Consider the following 18,363-nt stretch of genomic DNA (forward strand, 5'->3'; position numbering starts at 1 on the left):
GGTCGTGAGAGAGAACGTGGTCGTGGCACGCACCTGGCTGTCGATTCAGGTGGAACTCGTTCACGGTCGTGGGGAAGACCATTGGCCGAGACCGGCACGTGTCTTCGCCGCTGCCCGCTCGCACATGTTCCTGCAGCTGGCACAGGCCATCGACGCCGCCTTCGCCCGCTGGGACCTGTCCCACCTGCACATGTTCACGCTGGCTGACGGCACGCCTGTCAGCAGGCTGTCGAGCCGGACGGCACGGCGGACAGCCGGACAACCAAGCTGAGCCGTCTGAAGCCAGGCGACCAGTTCGCGTACGTCTTCGACTTCGGCGACGACTGGGCGCCTCTCTGCACCGTCGGCGCCGAAAGCATCGACCCGCTCGACGAGCTCGGGATCCTGCCGAGCCGGCCGTTGCCTTCGAGGGTTTGGGGCGCGATGCCCGACCAATACGGCCGTCGCTGGGCCGATGACGACGGGTCCTCGCCGGTGCCGAAGCGACCGAAGAATACTCTGAGCGACCTGCCACCGATCCTGCCTTGGTGAGGTCCGCAGCGCTGATCCGTCAGGCGGCCGTGCGTGCATCTCGTGCTGTGCGGATGACGATGAACATGCTGATCGCCATGCCGACCACAGCGAACACGATCGTGGCGACGGCTGGGCTGATTGGCAACTCTAGCGTCGCGGAACCGTTGCGGCACAACACAGCGGGCGTGCCGTCGAGCTGAAGTTTCGCCGTGAAGTCGGTGCTGGCGCGCATCTGCCTGACTGCGTCGCTTTCGCACCACCCGTGGAGCGAGATGATCTGAGCGAGGCCAGTGAGGGCCAGCCCGAAGAACGCGGCGAGCGCGAACGCAGCGGCGATCGCGACCGCACGGCTGGATGAGCGAGTTTTCGCCATATCAGCGCAGGTGGCTCCGGTTCTCGAACGACTCGTCATCGTCATCGGGGCGACGAGTCGTAGTGCGCTCGGCCGCTGGCTCAGGCGTGGCGGTGACGCGTTGCTTGAGCTGGAGGGCATTGTCGAGTTCCTGCACCAGATCAGCCATGCTGAAGTCGAGCGTCTCGGCGGCGCGCTTGGCAGCCTCGTGCGCGGCCATGATCTCGGTGGTGAGCCATGGTTCGCCGCCCTCGTACATCGTGTTCGGCGCCAGGTGCACACGCACGAGCTTGCCCATCATGTCCACCCACACCGTGACCGCTCCAGTGGGTGACACGCCCTTGTACTCGCTGAACAAGGCCTTCTCGGGGTCACGCCGGATCTTGGCGAACCGCTCCTGTGCATGCGCCACCATTTCTTGCGGATCCATGACCTCTCCTAGGGCTGCAGCTTGCCGAGCGACTCGATCGACTTGAGCGCGGCCGCCGACGCCTCGGTGCACTTGGCGATCTGCTCGTCCGCCTTGAACTTCTGTGAGTGCCACCACGCGGCCATGCCCACCAGGACGCCGAGAATGCCGAGAATCAACCCGACGACCGCGCCGATGCCGGTGATACCGACGATGATGCCCGCGACCACGCCGATGACACCCAACACGAAGCCGATCGCGCTCCAGATGTTGTTCCACAGGTCGGAGACCTTGAACTCGAAGCCGTCTGCGACGTCGACCAGCGCTTGGCCGACATCGTGCGCGGGCTTGCGCATGTCGCTCAACGCCTGCTTCATCTTGCCGATGCGCTCGGTGTAGGCGTTGTTCGCCTCACCTGTCCACGCCGACGCCTGGTTGGACGCTGTCTCCAGGCCTCGGACGCATCCGTCGATCGCCCGGCCCAACTCGTCCGCGCCGTCGGACTGCCCGGTGCCCCAGACGTCCCTGCCGATCCGGCGAAAGGCATCCGGGTCGATGTCCTTGATGATCCTCAGCGTGGACTCGATGGAAGGCAGTCCAGCGCCGTGCTTCTTGGCGAACCCGTCGATCTCTCTGGCATCCGAGAGCAGCGAGTCCGTGATCACCTGCTGTAGAAAGCTCATATCACTCTCCCCGCGTCATTTCGGATACGTGTTGCGCAGGCTGTCTCCGACGAGCCGCTCGGCCTCGAGGTATTCCTGCTGCGTTTTGTGGACGACGTCGATCGCGGTCTCGATCGTGGCGTGCACGCGGTTGATGAAGTCGTGCATCGTCTGCCTCGTCGCCGCGTAGTCCTCATCGACGAACTTCGTCAGGGCCATGATCGCCCCACCGACGGTCTCTTCCACATTCTCGTAAGGGCTGACCGACTGCACGGTCATCGTCCCTTCGAGACTCGCCTTCGCTTTGAAGTCGCGCAGCCCCAACGCATCGCTAGCGCCCTTGAGCGTGACCTTCAGCTGACCGAACTCAGCCGGATCGAGCGCGTATCCCTTCCCAGGCTGACTCACGCCGTACGCCACCCCCTGTGATCATCCAATCTCGGACTGTAACAGGAGGTGCGCCGGTCGGCCCGCGCTTCGGAGAAAGAGCGTTGGGGCTCGATCGCCCCAATGCCGGTCACCCCGCGGCGAGTTCGAACCTGGTTCCGCGCTTCTGCCCGGTCTGAACGAGGTTGCCGCGCTCGACGAGGTGCTTGAGCAGCGCCCTGGTGGCTGGCGTGGGCAGCCCCGTGACCTCGGCGGCCTGGGCCGTCGTCATGGGCCCGTGGACGGCGAAGTCGATCACGACCTGGATCTGCTCGGCGGTGAACACGATGTCGACCTTCGCCCGAGGCGCTGCCTGTTTGGCTCGGCCCGCCTTGCGGGGGAGTGGCGCGACGTCGACCCGGCCCTTCGGCTGCCAGGTCCGCAGATCCTCACGGGGAATGTGCAGATCGCCCAACTGACCTTCGAGGAAGCCGTCGTAGATCGTGAAGGGCGACGCACCGAACGCCGGGTCGATCTCGCCGTGCCACTGCTCCACCCACGGCAGCACCTCGTCGAGACCGGCGAGCAGCGGCAGCAGTCGTTCGCCATCCCACCCGTCCTCTCCGTGGCGGGCGGTGATCAGCACGGCGAGCGCGTGTGCCTGCTCACGGTGGTCCCAGCCTGCCCACCCGAGCAGCAGGCTGCCGTCGCCGTCGCGGGTCGCGGTGGGGTAGGAGATGAACCGCTCCTTCGGCACATCGAGCTTGCCGCGGTGGCGCCAGTACGAGGTGCGCAGGAAGTCGCCGGAGCCGTACTTCGGTGGTACGGGGATGTCGCCGAGCTTGTTAGCGACTGCCTTGCGTACCGCCGGGTCCGTGACGTCCTTGTTGAGTTCTGCGGCGATTGCGTCTTCCTGGCGCTGCAGGTTCCACACGTCTTCCCAGTCGGCGCGCTTGCGCAGGCCAGCGGGCTTGTAGCGGTAGACAGGGAGGAACGGGACGTGCTCCTCGTCTACCAGCGCGGCGACGATCTCCGCCAGGTCGGCATCCTGGTTGCCCAGTGCGTCCGTTGCCCAGAGGCGGGCTACCTCGGTGAAGTCATCGTCCGCGCGGATCAGGTCGGCCAGTTCGGAGACTGAGCGCATGGTCGGCTGCTCTACGCCGTTGGCGTCTTCGGCAAACCACAGGTGGCGTGCTTCCAAGCGGTCCTGCAGCCAGTCGGTGAGAGCCTCTTCCTGCAGTTCTTTCCATCGTCGCGGGCGGTTGTCCTTCGTCGCCCACCACCGGCGTTTGTGATCGGGCCGCTCCAGGAGGGCAATGTCTCGGCGGCCCTCGATGAGCGCGATTCGGGCTTCCACGACCTGCTTGTAGCTCTCGGGCCAATGTGCCGGTATCTCGGTCACAATTTCGGTTTCGTGGCGACTGAACCAATGGGTTTCAGTCTTGCCATCTGCTACCTGACGTGCCAGTGCGATCTCGAACGCTCGCTCGCCAGGCAGGATCGCAGGTAGATCCGCCGTTGGTTCGGTGACGACGTTTGCCTCTTCCGCGTCGGAAAGAAGCTGGTAGTAGGAATATGTCTCCCAGTCGAGTTCCTCCTGGGTTGCCACCATTTGTGAATGAATTGCGTCGTACTGTTCCTTCGCTTCGTTTAGAACTTCCCTAGTTGGGGCGCGGAAGCTTGCGATTGCAGCGGGAGAAAGTGATGTCAGCCGCTGGGCGAGTTGGTCCAGCTTCCGAGTGCGGTGGAGTGGTTTTTCGGCTGGCAGCGGGAAGTTTTCTAGCTTAGTGCTGGTGAACTCATAGAAGACCTCCCACGTGTCGTGCATGAAGCCTCCGGAGCCGGACTGGCTTCCTTTGTTGTGGCTCACCTGCTTTAGCCAGAAACATGCAGCTGAGGAGTTGAGAACGCCAAGTAGCGCGATGTGGTCGTCCTCGCTCGCTTCCGCTGGGAGTTTAATTATCGGGGCGGACTGCTTGAAGGTCTTGTCGCCCCGGTCGAGGACAAAGTGGTTGTGTGTTGCGACAAAAGCAAATGGAATGGAGAGAGGTGTTCGATAGCGGTTCGTGAAAAACATTGAGTACTCGAACCACTTTCGCCCATGTTCGATCTGGGTCTTGCCAAATGCTACTCGTGAGCTCAATTGTAGGCGGAATGGCCATAGCCACTGAATGATGGTTGAATGTTCCGCCGACTCCAGGTTGTGGCTGTTGTACGGCCAAATTGCGGCCTCGAGCTCCGTCAAGCGCCAATCGCGAACGACATCACCCTCGATGAGTGGTATGGCGTGCTGTGGTGGTATGCCTTTTCGGCGGACCGTGCCGTTGCCGACCAGGAAAACGCCGTCTTCTCGCGTGACCGCGCCGGTTCCGATGCTCGCCCCTAGTTGACGTAGCTGCCTTGCTGATGCTGCCTCGATCTTCTCGATCAGTTCGTTTGCGCCGCCGCCGCTAAGTGACCAAGGGTGTTTGGCTAGCCGATTACGGTCGAAGTCGGTCACGCTGATCCATTCGGACTCGCTGCCAACCTCTTCAATCTGCTTGCGGATGGCGGTCCAGACCAGACCTTCGGCGGGATTTTTGGGCTGCGCGGGCTCGCCCTGGATGCCGAGTACCGCACGGACGAACTGGTCGCGGTTGGGGGATCGGTTGCGGCCCACCAGGATGAGTGTTGGTGTGCCATGGCCAGGGATAAATGGCCCCGATGTGTCGATCACGTGGGTTAGCTGAATGGTTGGAAAGAATTCCTGCACGAGCTTTGTTCCGAACTCGCGCTTCATGAAACCGTTCGATGTGATCTGGCCGACGAAGCCAGCGCCTTGACTGTCGGCACTGGCTCGGCGAGCGAGTTCGAAGAAGCGCTGGGCGAAGGGCACGGTGAGCTGGAACTGGCGGTGGCAGGCCGAGTAGTTGCGTCGGTACTCGTTATTAAGCGCCGAATCGCTCACTGTGATATATGGCGGATTTCCAACGACAACGTGATACGAATCCTCGTTAAGGAGACTTGGAAAATCGTGCACGTCCTCAGCCGCGAGCTGGAGTCCGATCTCCTCATCCATTCCGTCGAAGCTGCCACGCTTGCCTGCGAGCAGTGAGTCACCGGTCGCGACGGTAACCGTCCACCGTTGGCCGGAGGCCTGCTTGATCGTACGTACACCAGCCATGCCCCAAGCGGCGAGAACGAGACGGAAGCGGGCGATAGCTACAGCGAATGGGTTCAGGTCGACGCCGTGTACTGAATCCAGCGCCTTGCGGGCGATCTCGGTGTCGCTCAAGCCAGGCGCCTCGTCACGCCAGGTGTCAACCAGCCTGCGGAACGCACCCAGCAGGAAGTGGCCTGATCCGCACGTCGGGTCGATCAGGCGGAAGCCTTCGAGGCCGAACTCCTCCAGAGCAGGCTTGAGCGTGTAGTCGAGGATGAACTCCTCGACGAAGTCCGGGGTTTGGAGGAGGGCGTACTTGTCTTTCGCCGCCTGGGACATGTCCTGATAGAGGTCACCAAGGAAACGGGTGTCCCAGGAGTCGTCGTGGAAGACATGAACCAGGGAGCCGTCAGGACGGCGGGTGCGCCAGAACGCGATCAGCGCCTTCGCGCCGTCGTGGGACACCGGAATGCGGTAGGCCGGGTTGTGCTGCTTGTCGAACAGCATCGCGCCGGCGTCGCTGCGGCGCAGTGAGTCGAAGCTCTGCTCGATCCAGTCGGCGTCGGTCGCGTGCGGTTGCTCGCGGAAGTAGGCGTTGTGCGCGTCCTCGGCTTCGGCCAGGCGGTCTCCTGGGCCGGAGAGCATCGGGTCGATCAGGCGGTTGTCCTCGCACCAGCGGACGAACACTGTGCCGAGGACCCATGCGACGGCGGCCTGGGTGATCTCGTCGCCGAGGAAGGTGTTGAACGTGGCCGCGGTCCGCCTGGCCTTCGTGGCCCTCGCGTGATCGTCCGCCAGCTTCGCCTTGACATCGGGTAGCAGGTCCACCTGCTCGCGTAGGTCATCCTCCAGGGCGATGACCTGCTTCTGGAGGTTGGCGAGCAGGGCGGAGTGATCAGGTGCGGGCGACGTCACGAAGAGTCAGATTAGTCACCCACCGCAAGCGTTCGCACGAACCTCGCGAAGACGGCACGGCTCACTTCAAGATGGCCCGACTCAGGACTCTTTGAGTCGCGTAGGCCGACCCTGGCTGGACGCACCGAAATCTCGATGCAGTCGACTCACCAGCGCTGTAGCTGCTCTTACGCCACGTCGCGCTGGTAGGCGCTGTCATGCCTAGGGCGCCTCACGCTCGGCTCAGGTCCTCAACGATCGATGTCATCAACCGTATCGACTCGACAGGGTTCAACGACAGCGCCAGCAGTTTGCCTGCTGTCTGTTGCAGGAACGCCACGGCGCGCGGTTCGTCGGTGAAAATGCGTGCGGTTCGGGCCTCGATGTGGGCCACCGTCGGAGCATCGTCGAACGACATGATCACGAATGCGCCGGTGAGGCCTGGGTGGGCGACAACCTCAGCAGGAATGACGTTGATCGTGACGTTGGGTCGCTCGGCGAACTGAGTTAGATGGTGCACCTGCTGGGCCATCCCAACGCGCCCGCCCATTGGCACACGCAGCGCGTACTCACCGTGCGCACATAGAATGGAACCGAATCAACCCGCCTGTGACCGAGGCTGCACCCCGGAAGGCCACGGGGAACGGGCGATCACCCACTCCTCGGGCGTGTTCACTCGGATCACGTGGTCGCCGATGCGCGGAACCTTCGTCTCGTCTCCGGCCGGGGAGATCAATACCAGGGCGTCCGGGCCGGATAGGCCCTCGGTTCCCGGTCCGTAGCGGGCCCGCGAAGCCAAGCGCTCCAGCAGCGCCTGCCCCGCGGGATATCGGCCCAGCGGCGTGAGCGCGTCCAGCGGCAGCACCGGATGCCGCGACCACTCTGCCTCCAGCAGCTCGCACGCCTGCGCGACCACGCGGTGCAGGTTGAGCTGGTCGTTGCTGCCCGGTTCGGCGGCATCAGCCAGCAGCACTCGGTCGAAGCTCGGGATGTTGAGCTGGCGAGCCACCTGTCGGACCGCGGCGACGAACGCGACCGACACGTCGATCACCGGCATTCCGAGCGCGATCTCCACGGCCGTGCGGGCACGCTCCCAGCGTTTGCGTCGGACGGTGATGATGCGGACGCCACCGTGACGCGCGGCTTCAACCAGTCGCGCGTCGACATCGCTCGCGGCGGTGCCTTCCACCAACGGTGGGCTCATCGTGCCCGTGGAGGTGGACGGATCCGGTGTGACCGCGGTGATCGCGGGCAGCGGCGGCCGATAGTGCTCGCCATCCCAGACCACTGAGAAGCCGGCCTCGGTCAGCAAAGTCACCAGCGCTTTGCCGGTGGGCAACCGCTTCAGACCGGGAAAACGGTTGTCGACGCGTTGCTGGAGTCCGCTCGCGTCGAGACCGGTGTCCGGTAGTCCGGCCCCGGCCTGGGAGAGGCGCAGCGCACGTACGAGCGGGAGGTCCTTCGGGTACAGCTCCAGGCGGACGTTTGCGAGCACGGACCCCGACGCCACGGTGGCGAGTTTGATCAGCCGCTTCTCGTCGAAGATCTCGCCGGAACGCTCCGCGCACGCCGCCAGCACGCGGACCACGGCGGTAGGGGTCGGCAGCGGGTCCTGGGTGGCCAGCTCCTCAGCTTTTTTGATCAGCTGCACCGCGAGGTCGAGCAGGGCCTCGTCGGACGGTGTGTCGACCGGGTCCTTCGACCCGACCTGCAGCGCCATCAGCACGCGGTCGTGGTGCCTCCGGAGCGTGAAACGCGGCTCATCGAGCACCGAGTCGGTTTCCACAGCAGCACGGAGTACCGCGTACGCGTACGCCTTGCGGTGCGCCTGGTCGGTGGCGTCCGAACAGCCGTGCTGGGCAAGGAGGTGGTCGGCGAGTTCCTCGGCCGCGGCCACCCGACGCAATGCGGTTAGCGCTTCGACGATCTCGCCCCGCACGACGCCGAGCACGTCAGTACCCGACCACGCCTTACGCCGCCCGGACAGAACTTGGGCGATCCGGCCCTGCGTGAGGTTCGTCGACTTGGCGACCTGCACATTGGTCGGCCAGCGCAGCTCCGGCAGCGCACCACCCTCGTCGGGCAATCCGAGCAGGAGCCGGCTGATCGTGGCCTGACTGTCGTTGCGCCGCTTGGTCGTAGGGACCAGGCCGGCCACGATCGCGTCGAGTGGCAACCGCGACCCGTCGACGTCCGCGGGCAGCCGGGCGGTCTTGATGGCGCTCGGATCGGCAAGCAGTCGCGCTCGCCACTGGGTGATGCGATCGATCAGCTCGTCGCGCGTCTTGCGGCTCAAGCCACGAGCCTTGCGCACCTCGTTGAGCCGGAGGTCGAGCAGATCCCCGACAGTGTTCGCGCCCAGGCGATGGGCGACAGCGACGGCGCGCAGGGTGAGACCCGCTGCGTCGAGCGCCGTGTCGAGTGTGGCGCGGTCAGCGGCTTCCTGACGCAGCTCGACCGGGTTGTCCGAACCGGACGACGACACCGCGGCGGGGCCGGTCTCGTCGAGCGCGGTGAATACCCGTTGCCAGGCCTCGCGCATCTCCAGCGCCGACCCGAACCGCTGCTCTGCGTCGCGGTGCAACGCCCGGCCGAAGAACGTCCGCAACGGCTCCCGCAACGGAGCTTCGAAGAGTTCACTCGACAGCGTCACAGGCTCGGTGACGAAGCGCGGATTGGTGCCGTCGTCGCCCCACGCAGGCAGCTCCAGGCTCGCCATCTCGTGCAGCGTGACCGCTGCGGCGTAGCGCTCGGCATGTGCGTCATAGACGGGACGCCGGTCGGTTCCGAGGAACGGGTCAATATAGCCGCGCGTGCCGGCATTGACGTCCGTGACGGGCGCCCCCGCCAGAGAGAAGTCGAACAGCACCAAAGCGCGGCCGAACCTCGGATGGTTGCGCACACCGAGGTTGTCCGGCTTGATGTCGCGGTGGATGACACCCTTCTTTTCGAGGTATGCCAACGCATCCAGCAACTGGTCACCGAGTAGTTGCAGCTTGTCCGGCAGGAGCGCGCCTTCGTTGCGCAGCACGTGGGCGAGTGAGCGGTCGCCCGCGTAGTCGATCTCGATGGCGTGCCTGGTGCCCAGCGGAAACAGGCTCCGGCGCAGAACGACGATGTGGTCGTGCCGGAGGTGTTCGAGCGCCGCCGCCTCGTCGACGAGGCGGTCCTCGGCTTCCGCGGATCGCGACACCTTGACCACGGTGTCGATCCCGTCGTGCATCACCAGGAACGCTCGCGCGGTGGCGCCGGTGCCGAGAACACGCTCGACGACGTAGTCGGTTTCGGCCAGCGCCTCACCCTTGGAGGCATTCCAAGGATCGTTGCGTTCGCTGGCGGGCTCATCGGACTGTTGTGCCTTGTCGAGCTCGTCGATGAACTCGGCGACATCGGTGAACCGAGAGCCGACCACGGGCGCCGTCGCGAGCGCGATCACCGTGTCGAGCTCGTCGGGGATGCCGTCGTCCACGGCACGTGGGTGCAGGCCGCCCTGCTTGCTGAGCTGCTCCAGCAGTTCCGGCCGGGTCGATGCGGGCGGTTGTCCGGTGAGGAGCAGGTACGCGATCGCGCCGACGCCGAAGACGTCGATCGCCACGGTGCCGTCCGGCTCCTCGGTGAAATCCGGCGCCAGATACGCGGCTGAAGCCTCTTCGACGTGGGCGGCCGCGCCGGTGCTCGGCCGCAGCTGGTGCATGGTCGACGGACCGGACAAGCCACGGGCGGCGGCCTGCCACTCACCGACCTGCAGACGGGGCTTGGTCCAGTCGTCGCCAGTCGGCTGCACGATCACGGCGCGTGGCGACAGCGCCCGGTGCACCAGCCTGCGTTCGTGGGCATAGTTCACCGCTTCGGCGAGCTGGCGGATCAGGTCGAGCCGGGTCGGCAGGTCCAGTTCGCCGTGCCGCTGCGCGACGAAGTGGTCGAGCCGTTGCGCGTCCTGCGCCTGCTCGATGAGCAACGCGGGCCCGGCCTCGTGGTCGACGAAGTCCACCGGCCGGAGCAGGCCTGGGTGATGGATGCCTTGGCAAGCACGGAACTCACGTTCCGCGGCCGCACGGATCGATCGCTGTTTGTCTGGATCCGCTTCGCGTTCGTAGAGATAGATGCGGACCCTGCGGTACTCGCCCGGCATGTCCTCGCGCGTCGCGTCGTGGTCCTGCCATGTCGGGCCGCTCGCATAGGGGCGAGGCTCGATCTGCCACTGGCCGACGGTGACGCTGCGCCTGGTTCGGTGAATCCCTACCCGTTGCAACAGGCGGGGAAGAGCGCGGAAGAACTCCGCGCTCGGTGGTGTGCGGCTCACGGCGCCGAGCAGCAGGTCAGAGCCGATCTTGGGTAGCGACGTGCCGTCCTCGGGGCCGAACACGTTGTACTTCTGTCCTTCGGCGAGCTGGCACACCAGGCTCGGTTCCGACAGGAAGATGGCGGCCGACACGTACGGAACGGTGATCCGGTCCTGCCTGGCTGCCTGCACGAGCAGGGACTTGAGCTTCTTGGCCTTCAGATCGGCGTCACCCAGCGGGTTGTCGAACGTCCACGTGCTGCCGTTCGGCCGGTGCTGTACCCAGGTGGCGAAGTGGTTGGACAGCCTGCCTCTGAGGCTCTTGATCTCGATGAGGTGCAGGCCGCTCGGCGTGGCGACGAGGAGATCGACCTCTGGCTGACCGCCTTCCTTGGGCGTGAAGGTGAAGTTGGCCCAGGCTGCGTAGGGATGCCGGTCGGGCAGGAGCTCCCGCACGTGCCGCAATGCCGCGCGCTCGTGTTTGAACGCTGACTGCGTGATCTCGTGCCACCTGCTCGACTGCTCTTCCACCCCGTGCCCCTCCAGCTCGACGATCCATCATGCCCGACCTCATCGCTGACCAGATGATCACCCTCTGCGATCAACGCTGTTCGTTGTGACGCGTCAGGCCCTCGTCAGTCGACACTGGTCACCGGGAATGGAACGCGCTCGCCCTCCCACGACGACGGCTTCGGCTCGGCGAAGTTCGCCATCGGCTGTGCGTCATCCTTCTCACGGCCGAGCACCTTCCCCCACTCCGAGGCGGTTCCGGTGACGAGGAACGGGCCGATCGGAATCTCGATCAAGTCGTCATCAACCAGGACGGGCACGCTTTCACCGCCAACGACCAGGTCTCCGTTGACACCCGCCGCTGCCGCGGCAAGCACGTCGTCCAGGTCCACAGCCGAAATCCTGCCCGACCAGTCCGCACCTGCTCCGTGTGCCGTCGCGACCAGTACGCCGTCACCAGAAGGGTTGTCGTACCGCGCGAACTCGAGCACGGAGCCGGAGATCGGATCGACGGACTCTGCCGCAGACGTCAGCCATGCGGGTTTGAACTGGTCGAGCAGGCTGGTCATCGCATTGGCGAGCAACCCGCGTCGCGTGGCCAGGAACGACCTGTACGCGTCGGCATCCCGCAACGAGCTGTCGAGCGGAATGAGGTGGGTGGCGAGCTCCTGGTCACCGAGGGTCGGGAAGTAGTCAGCGGGAGACCTGTGGCTGATCTTGCGATTGGCCTTGCCCGAGATGAACGCCAGGTTCGCGAGGTCGTTGATCTCCGCCTTGCTGTACTTCGCGGTGTGGTTCTTGAGCGTCGCCTGTGGGTGAACGTGGTGGTACTCCAGCCTTTGGCTTCCTTCCGCGGCGGCGGAGATGGCGATGCTGTCCCACCAGTCCTTCGCTCCTGCCTCCTTCGCCACGAGGAAGCTGAGGAAGAAGAACGGACTTCCCACTGTCCGGCCGACGAGGTCCTGAGGTGTCACGGTCATTCCGGCGTCGACCACGCCGAGGTTGCCGAGCAGCTGCTTCACCGGAGCTTCCGTGCGAGCCGCGGGTATGTCCTGGCCGAGGCGAGTGTCGGTGGAGCCGCTGTAGCGGTTGCGGATGGTCGCGAGCAGGAACCAGTAGAGGATGCCGTTGGCGCTTGCCGTGTCGAGTTGCTCGTCGTCGCGCTCACCGAGCAGCACGATCAACGGGAGCAACACGATCATCGAAGGCAGCAGCTTGCTGTGTGACGCGCCGAGGTTGTTCTGTAGCAAGGGAACGAGATGCCGCAGGCCGCGCTGCACGGTTGCCCAGCCGCTTTCCAGTTGGTCGTCGGTGGCGGCGACCAACCTGGCATGCGACCAAGCGGACAAGCCGCGGCCGAGCACTGCCCCGGTGAGCGCCCTGGTCAGGAAGGTGACGTCGACGTCGCCGTATCCGCGTTGCGTCCAATAGAGCGCTTCGTCCTCGAGCTTCGTCAGCACGCCGGGCCAGCGGGCCGACAGCGTCGCGAGGGCCAAGTCTGATGTCCTGAGTGGACGCCCACCGCTGTTCACCCGCACGAAGATCTGCGTGACCTCGTCGTACGGGAAGTCGCGCAACACCTCCATGTGGAACTTGTGACTCGGGATGGTCGCCAGGCGCTGCAGACGCTTGCTGATGTCATTGGGACCGAGGTCGGGATTGAGCTGGTGAAGTCTCCCGACGAGCTCCCATTGGTCGACCCCGGGCTTGAGGACGTCGAAAACCTTGATCCAGCGTGGATCCTTGGCGGTGGCAGCGCTCTGGTTCTGGAACTTCTCGTTCTCGATGTTGAACACGATGGCGGCCTGCGGGTGATCCGTAAGAACACGGTGCAGAGACGTCACGCGCTGCTGTCCGTCCAGCAGGTACAGCGGTATCACGGCCGGCTGGGCAACCGGGTTGCCGATCGCCACCGCTCGGGTCTGCGGAGCATCGTTGGTCTGCCAGAACAGCAGCGAACCTGACGGGTAGCCGCGGTACAGCGACTCAACGAGTTTCGCCACCTGGGTCGGCTTCCACACGTAGCCGCGCTGGATCTCCGGCAGCTTGATCTCGCCGCGTTCGATCTGGCCTACCAATGCGCCGATCTCGCGCTCGGTCTTGTCAACGGGCATGCTGCCGGAACTCCCACCGTCGATGAGTGCGTCGATCGACTCATAATCGCGGGGTCGTGCGCAGGCGTTAGCGGGTCGTACCCCTCGATCGGTCTACCGCGTTGGTTGATTTAACGTATCCGCGTGATCACAGCTGGTGCCGCGATCTGAACGAGGAGATGCGCAGTAAGCCATCTGGGTGACGTGAGCGTCATCGGCACACGCAGAACCAACGTACGCAGCACTCTCTGGCGAGACGTGTCGGACTCCAAGTTTTCCTTGGTGTACTGAACACGAATCGTGCTGATCTTGTTCTGGGAGAGGGTCACGCGTTCCCCAGCGCTCGTCGAACGGCGGCACTTCGCCGTCGGCGCTCGCGCGATGGATCGGCGCTGAGAGGACTAGTGGCCTGGGACGTGCTCGGGGCGCCGACAGCCGCGAGCCTGCCTGACGGCGTCAGGCCGATCCGTTCGAGCCTTAGATCAGCGACTCCTTTACTCGGCCAGTTACACTTGGAGACGACCTGGAAGAACAGGCCGGAGCACGACGCTCAGTCGTTCCACGACTGGGGGTCAAGGGGTCGCAGGTTCAAATCCTGTCGTCCCGACGGTCATGGAAAGCCTCCTGATCATGGCATTATGCCAGGTCAGGAGGCTTTCTCTCGTTTTGTGGTGATTCGGAACGTGGTCCACACCCAGGTCAGGCTGTGGACCACTTGTGGACCGATGGTGGCAATGAGGCTTGGCTGTCGATGGCTGTGCTGTGTTCAGAATTCTGTTCTTGATCAATGCGGACCCTGCCGGAGTCCCCTCGCGCCGCTGAGTTTGAGCCTTCTCGGTAAGGATCAGGGGTCAGGCTCCGCGACATAGCCTGTCGCTGGTGCAGAGGTGCGACCGACCCGGTAGCCGCAGCCACTTTTGACATCAACTGCTTTCGCTGGCAGCAGCAGGGACGGGGCGACGGGGAAGACGGTTGGCGCCTATCCAGTGCGAGATCATCCGCGTAGTTCGGAGGTAGCCGCGATCATGTATTTACAGCACTGCTGATCTGGGCAGAGTGCAGCACTCGGAACTTGGCTCGTGTCATCTCGGACCCGTCAAGCTCGACGATCACGCTGTAGCCGCCGAGTGATGGCACTGCAACGTTCAGCGGCACTGCAAGCGGCAAGGTCGTTGCTTCGCCAGCCTGCATCAGCGGTCCGCGTCCAGCGTTGAACTGCGCCGTGACGCTGCCCTCGTCTTCCTCGGGAACCACTTGACCAGGCAGACCGTGTGCAATCGGAATCTTCACCGCGTCTTCGCTAACAAGCGAGATTTTTAACCGATGCACTTGGTTATGAGCGTTCCAGGGGATCGTGACCAGCACCCCCACAGACAAGCTGATGGGATGAGGCGGCGCCGCCGATGGCGTGCCGACGAGGTTGATCGCCGCGCCAACGATGTACAGCTTGCCGCCGTTCACCTGGGCGTAGTCACAGATGATCGCGGTCGCATCCATACGCCCTCCTGGGTGTAAGACCATCAACAGCGTTGTGTATGACCATGGCAGCACGTATGGTCATACATGTCAAACCTAGGAGCTAAGGCGTGGCGCACCCAGAAGACGCTGAGGCCTTCGATTGGGACGACGACGCGGACGAGCGCGGCAACACAGCCCATCTAGCCGAGAGCCGACCAGACAGGCCCGCGATCTCAGCTTGGGAAGCGGAGCAGGTCTTCGACAACGGAGGGGTGTTCGTACCCAACAAGAAGAACCGGAGCGGCGACTGGAAGCTGATCGGCCGAGCGGACAGCGGTCGAGTGCTTACGCTGGTGCTTCAGTACGACGAAGAGCGCCGGATCATCCGCGTATTCACCGGCTGGGACTCAACCGCTGGTGAACGATCGCGGTATCTGTGACCCGAGGGGAGCGTCACCATGGAGAGTGAACGAGAGCGCGCCGCACGCTACGAAGCTCACAAGGATGACCCTGATGAGTGGGGGGATCCCGAGCCGCCAAAGGCACGGCGTCGTCTTGCTTCGATGATCTCTGTGCGACTTAGTCCAGAAGAGGCCGCGCTAGTCCGAACCGCCGCGGAGGAGCGAGGCCTGAGCGTTTCCGCGTTCCTGCGTGAAGCTGCGCTCGTCCAGGCTCACTCGCCAGAACACACGCCGGCCACTCCGACTACGACACACAGTCCCTGGGTGTCGTGGCAAGTCGCGCTGGTCAAACCTGCTGTGACGATCTTGAGCGGGCCAGGCAACGTAGACCCCACGCTGCTCGGCGATACCCACGAACTCACCGGTTGTGGGTAGGCGTCTTCCAGTCTTCACTGCCAACATCGGACCTGATGCGGGCGGCGCACAGCGCTACACGACACGGAGCTTTGGGATGGCAGCGGGCCTCCGCAAGTGGGCAGACAGCAAGACGCCTGCGTCGCTGACCGCTTGGTTATGCGGGTGCAGATACCGCTGTGTGGTCGTGATCGAGCCGTGCCCGGCGATCTTCTGAAGATGATGAATCGGCACGCCGGCGTCGGCCATCCACGTCAGGCCGGTGTGCCGCAGGCTGTGGCGCTTCAGGTGGTCGAACCCGAGCTTGGTCACGACCTCGTCCCAGTGCGTCGCATCGCGCAGCACCGCAGTGCTGACTCGCCCACCACGCGGACCAACTAACAGCCGCGCGTCCTTCGTGCCGTCCGTGTTCGCGATGCGACGCTCCACCATCTCGCGAATCTCGTCAATCAACGGCACGATCCGGGCGCGTTTGCCTTTGGTGCCCTTGTCGACCAAGCCGCCCGGTGCGGTCGTCGTTTGACGCCTGACCGTCCATGTCCAGTCGTCGCGGTTGATGTCCCGTACACGGCAGCCTGAGATCTCCCCGATGCGCGCGGCGGTGCACGCGGCGAACAACACGACGTCACGCCAGCCGTCGTATTCGCCGGCCGAACGAGCGGCCAGCGCGTCGGCGAGGCGTAGAAGGGTGGGCCAGTCCGGCAGCGCGAGCGAGCGTGGGTCGTCCAGTTCATCCTCTACACGGGCGTACTGCTTCTGCCAGCCTTTGATCCGTGCTGGGTTGCGATCGATGATGCCGTCGCGAAGCGCCTGTTCCATGATCCGAACGAGCATGGCTAGCGTGTTCTTGACGACGGACTTGCTGCACTCCTCCGCGATCCAACCCGACTCCGGATCCATCACGGCGCGGTCCACTGCGCCTGCCGTGATCATCCGCACGGGCAGGTGTCCCAGCGACGGCAGGATGCGCAGCTTCCAGCCGCACATGTAAGGCGGCAGTGTCTTGTCCTCCAGGCCGCGCAACGCGAGCGTCAGAACGTCCGGCGTGCCGTACTCCGCCAGCGTCATCATCGCGGCGTTCGGGTCGACGCCACCAGCGGCAGCGCGCTCCATACCCTCGATCCACGCCACGGCCTCGTCCTCGGTCTCACACGAGTGAGAACGCGACGGACGCTTGCCGGTCACCGGATCAATCCACCGCACGCGGGCGCGGTACGGCGTCGGGCGGTCGGGCAGGTGCTCGATGTCGACTGACAACTTGACGCCGATTGGTGGTCGTTTGGCGGCCATGGTGATCCCTTCAAGGTTGGGCTGACGAACTTGACGAACTTACGAACTAAATGCCCTGACCTGCGGTTTTGTGTTTGACTTAGTTCGTCACTGACGAACTAAGTCGAGAGCGTTCCCGCAGGTCAGCCGACTTAGTTCGTAAGTTCGTCAAGTTCGTCGTGTTTGAGCGCGGTAGACCTCGGTTGGTCGTCCGCGTCCGCTGGCTGGTGGCCGGGAAATGCGTTCGAACCGGCCGCTCTGGATCAACTGGTCAAGCAGACGCGTGGGGTCGACGCCCACCCGCCTTGCGTTGCCGCCGAAGAACTCCACGGTGACGTCCTTGCGTGTGCGTCCCTCTGCCCCGGCTTCGGCGATCCAGGCGGCCAGGCGCACCACGGTGTCGTTGGGACTCAGGACTGCTGCCGCAGAGGCGATCGAGTAGCGGACCAGGGCGGACGCGGCGGCCAGGTGAGCGGGGGCGATGCTGTCTGCGCGGTCGAGTAGGGCGTAGATGGCGGCGATGCGCAGGCAGTGTGGTGCGGCGCGGGAGATGAACTCCTCGACCGGGGTTTCGGTGTCGCCGTCGCGGCTGGCGAACTCGATATAGAGCCGTCGCCAGGCCAGTGCTCCGGCGTCTGTGAAGCCCACCGCGCCGACGTCGCCCGCCTGGCGGAGCCGCTCGAACAGCGAGGCTCCCAGCTGGAGCATCAGCGTCGGTTCGGCCGGGGTCGGGGTGTCGAGCAGTTTGGACTGTGCGACGGCGATGGGTAGGAACCTGTTGTAGGTGCCACCTGCCATGTCGGCTGCGGAGACTTTCTCGCGGAACTCCTTCGGGGTGATGTGGGCGCTGATGCTGATGTGGGACTGGCGGGCCACGCGGGCGTCCACGTTGAGGGTGGACAGGTTGCCGCCTTCCCAGGCCGCGCGCAGCGTCGCGGACAGTGTGTTGCCCTCGCGGCGCATGCGGGCCATGACGGTTCCCCACTCGGGTTCGTAGGCCAGCAGTCGGCAGTCCCCGTCGGGCAGCAACCGCGGCTTGCGGCCTGTCTTGCCGGTCTCGGCTTCGGCGGCGAACACCGACGCCAGGCCTTCACCGCTGGACAGTCCGGAGTGGATGTTCTGGGCCACGAAGTCGTTGTCGGTGAACGACAGCAGGGCTTTCGCTGCGTTGTAGGCGGTGCCTTTCTTGCCCACGCCGGTCTGCCCGATGAGCATCGGCCAGATCAGCAGCGGGTGCCGCTCGTACCCGAGTTGCAGGTGCGGGCCGGGACCGAGGTGCGCTCCGGCGGCACCGAGCAGCGTGGCGAGCACGCCGACTTGGTCGGCCTCGGTGTGCGGGTCGAGTTGGGCGGCCAGGTTGCCGAGGTAGCAGTCGAATACCGCCTCCTCTATCTGCGGCAGCCACAGCCGCACCTGGGCGACCCGTTCGCGGGCGTGGGCGGCCAGCTGTTCCAGCTCGTCCAGACCGGGTGCCGCTTCGGTGCCGGTGTCCCGGACGGGACGCAGCCATCGGCCGGCGGGCGGCTCGGAAGCTGGCGTCCCGCCCAGTGCGGGGTCCGGTGCCATGCGCGTAGACCTCTCCAAAAGATGACCGAGGG

15 protein-coding genes are annotated in these 18,363 nt (G+C 64.7%); 3 read left to right on the forward strand and 12 right to left on the reverse strand.

Annotation, left to right across the window (positions count from 1 at the left end):
- Positions 1 to 22: 22 nt before the first annotated feature.
- Positions 23 to 271 carry a hypothetical protein gene (locus tag DFR72_RS46460; protein WP_211335586.1) on the forward strand — a complete coding sequence of 83 codons (249 nt, stop codon included), beginning with the start codon at positions 23 to 25 and terminating at the stop codon, positions 269 to 271.
- A 279-nt stretch (positions 272 to 550) separates the two neighbouring features.
- On the opposite strand, the gene DFR72_RS30505 is transcribed toward DFR72_RS46460, so the two are convergent.
- The 10 genes from DFR72_RS30505 to DFR72_RS30550 all read right to left on the reverse strand — a co-directional run bounded on the left by DFR72_RS30505 (position 551) and on the right by DFR72_RS30550 (position 14,720).
- Positions 551 to 886, reverse strand: a complete 336-nt coding sequence (locus DFR72_RS30505; protein WP_090069467.1) for a hypothetical protein — start codon at positions 884 to 886, stop codon at positions 551 to 553.
- A 1-nt stretch (position 887) separates the two neighbouring features.
- Positions 888 to 1,295 (reverse strand): YbaB/EbfC family nucleoid-associated protein, encoded by a 408-nt coding sequence (locus DFR72_RS30510; RefSeq protein ID WP_090069469.1) that lies wholly within the window; start codon positions 1,293 to 1,295, stop codon positions 888 to 890.
- An 8-nt stretch (positions 1,296 to 1,303) separates the two neighbouring features.
- Positions 1,304 to 1,957, reverse strand: coding sequence for a WXG100 family type VII secretion target (locus tag DFR72_RS30515; protein ID WP_143086864.1), 654 nt, complete (start codon positions 1,955 to 1,957; stop codon positions 1,304 to 1,306).
- 15 nt (positions 1,958 to 1,972) lie between these two features.
- Positions 1,973 to 2,356: a hypothetical protein gene (locus DFR72_RS30520; protein WP_090069472.1), complete on the reverse strand. Its 384-nt coding sequence runs from the start codon at positions 2,354 to 2,356 to the stop codon at positions 1,973 to 1,975.
- A 97-nt stretch (positions 2,357 to 2,453) separates the two neighbouring features.
- The gene (pglX, locus tag DFR72_RS30525; protein ID WP_114773804.1) at positions 2,454 to 6,359 is read right to left on the reverse strand and encodes a BREX-2 system adenine-specific DNA-methyltransferase PglX; all 3,906 of its coding nucleotides are present in this window, start codon (positions 6,357 to 6,359) and stop codon (positions 2,454 to 2,456) included.
- Positions 6,360 to 6,370: 11 nt separating this feature from the next.
- A complete protein-coding gene (locus DFR72_RS47970; RefSeq protein WP_369679976.1) occupies positions 6,371 to 6,484 on the reverse strand; it encodes a DUF397 domain-containing protein in 114 nt (37 codons plus the stop codon).
- Between the two features lie 86 nt (positions 6,485 to 6,570).
- Positions 6,571 to 6,927, reverse strand: a complete 357-nt coding sequence (locus DFR72_RS30535) for a Scr1 family TA system antitoxin-like transcriptional regulator (RefSeq protein WP_342768689.1) — start codon at positions 6,925 to 6,927, stop codon at positions 6,571 to 6,573.
- Between the two features lie 9 nt (positions 6,928 to 6,936).
- A complete protein-coding gene (gene pglW / locus DFR72_RS30540; RefSeq protein WP_090069475.1) occupies positions 6,937 to 11,151 on the reverse strand; it encodes a BREX system serine/threonine kinase PglW in 4,215 nt (1,404 codons plus the stop codon).
- Between the two features lie 104 nt (positions 11,152 to 11,255).
- Positions 11,256 to 13,244 carry a GmrSD restriction endonuclease domain-containing protein gene (locus DFR72_RS30545; RefSeq protein WP_090069477.1) on the reverse strand — a complete coding sequence of 663 codons (1,989 nt, stop codon included), beginning with the start codon at positions 13,242 to 13,244 and terminating at the stop codon, positions 11,256 to 11,258.
- 1,002 nt (positions 13,245 to 14,246) lie between these two features.
- On the reverse strand, positions 14,247 to 14,720 hold the full coding sequence (locus DFR72_RS30550) for a DUF6941 family protein (RefSeq protein ID WP_090069479.1): 474 nt from the start codon (positions 14,718 to 14,720) through the stop codon (positions 14,247 to 14,249).
- Positions 14,721 to 14,809: 89 nt separating this feature from the next.
- Here DFR72_RS30550 and DFR72_RS30555 point away from each other — a divergent pair, with 89 nt between their 5' ends.
- Both DFR72_RS30555 and DFR72_RS47975 read left to right on the forward strand, forming a co-directional pair.
- Entirely contained in the window at positions 14,810 to 15,121 is a 312-nt protein-coding gene (locus DFR72_RS30555; protein ID WP_090069480.1) for a BrnT family toxin, read from the forward strand.
- A gap of 123 nt (positions 15,122 to 15,244) precedes the next feature.
- Entirely contained in the window at positions 15,245 to 15,517 is a 273-nt protein-coding gene (locus tag DFR72_RS47975; RefSeq protein ID WP_369679978.1) for a plasmid mobilization protein, read from the forward strand.
- Positions 15,518 to 15,571: 54 nt separating this feature from the next.
- Here DFR72_RS47975 and DFR72_RS30565 read toward each other — a convergent pair whose 3' ends face one another.
- Both DFR72_RS30565 and DFR72_RS30570 read right to left on the reverse strand, forming a co-directional pair.
- Positions 15,572 to 16,786, reverse strand: a complete 1,215-nt coding sequence (locus tag DFR72_RS30565) for a tyrosine-type recombinase/integrase (protein ID WP_090069484.1) — start codon at positions 16,784 to 16,786, stop codon at positions 15,572 to 15,574.
- A 147-nt stretch (positions 16,787 to 16,933) separates the two neighbouring features.
- Positions 16,934 to 18,331, reverse strand: coding sequence for a DUF3987 domain-containing protein (locus tag DFR72_RS30570; RefSeq protein WP_090069485.1), 1,398 nt, complete (start codon positions 18,329 to 18,331; stop codon positions 16,934 to 16,936).
- Positions 18,332 to 18,363: the final 32 nt, after the last annotated feature.

The organism is Lentzea flaviverrucosa (assembly GCF_003350445.1).
Classification (GTDB): domain Bacteria; phylum Actinomycetota; class Actinomycetes; order Mycobacteriales; family Pseudonocardiaceae; genus Lentzea; species Lentzea californiensis.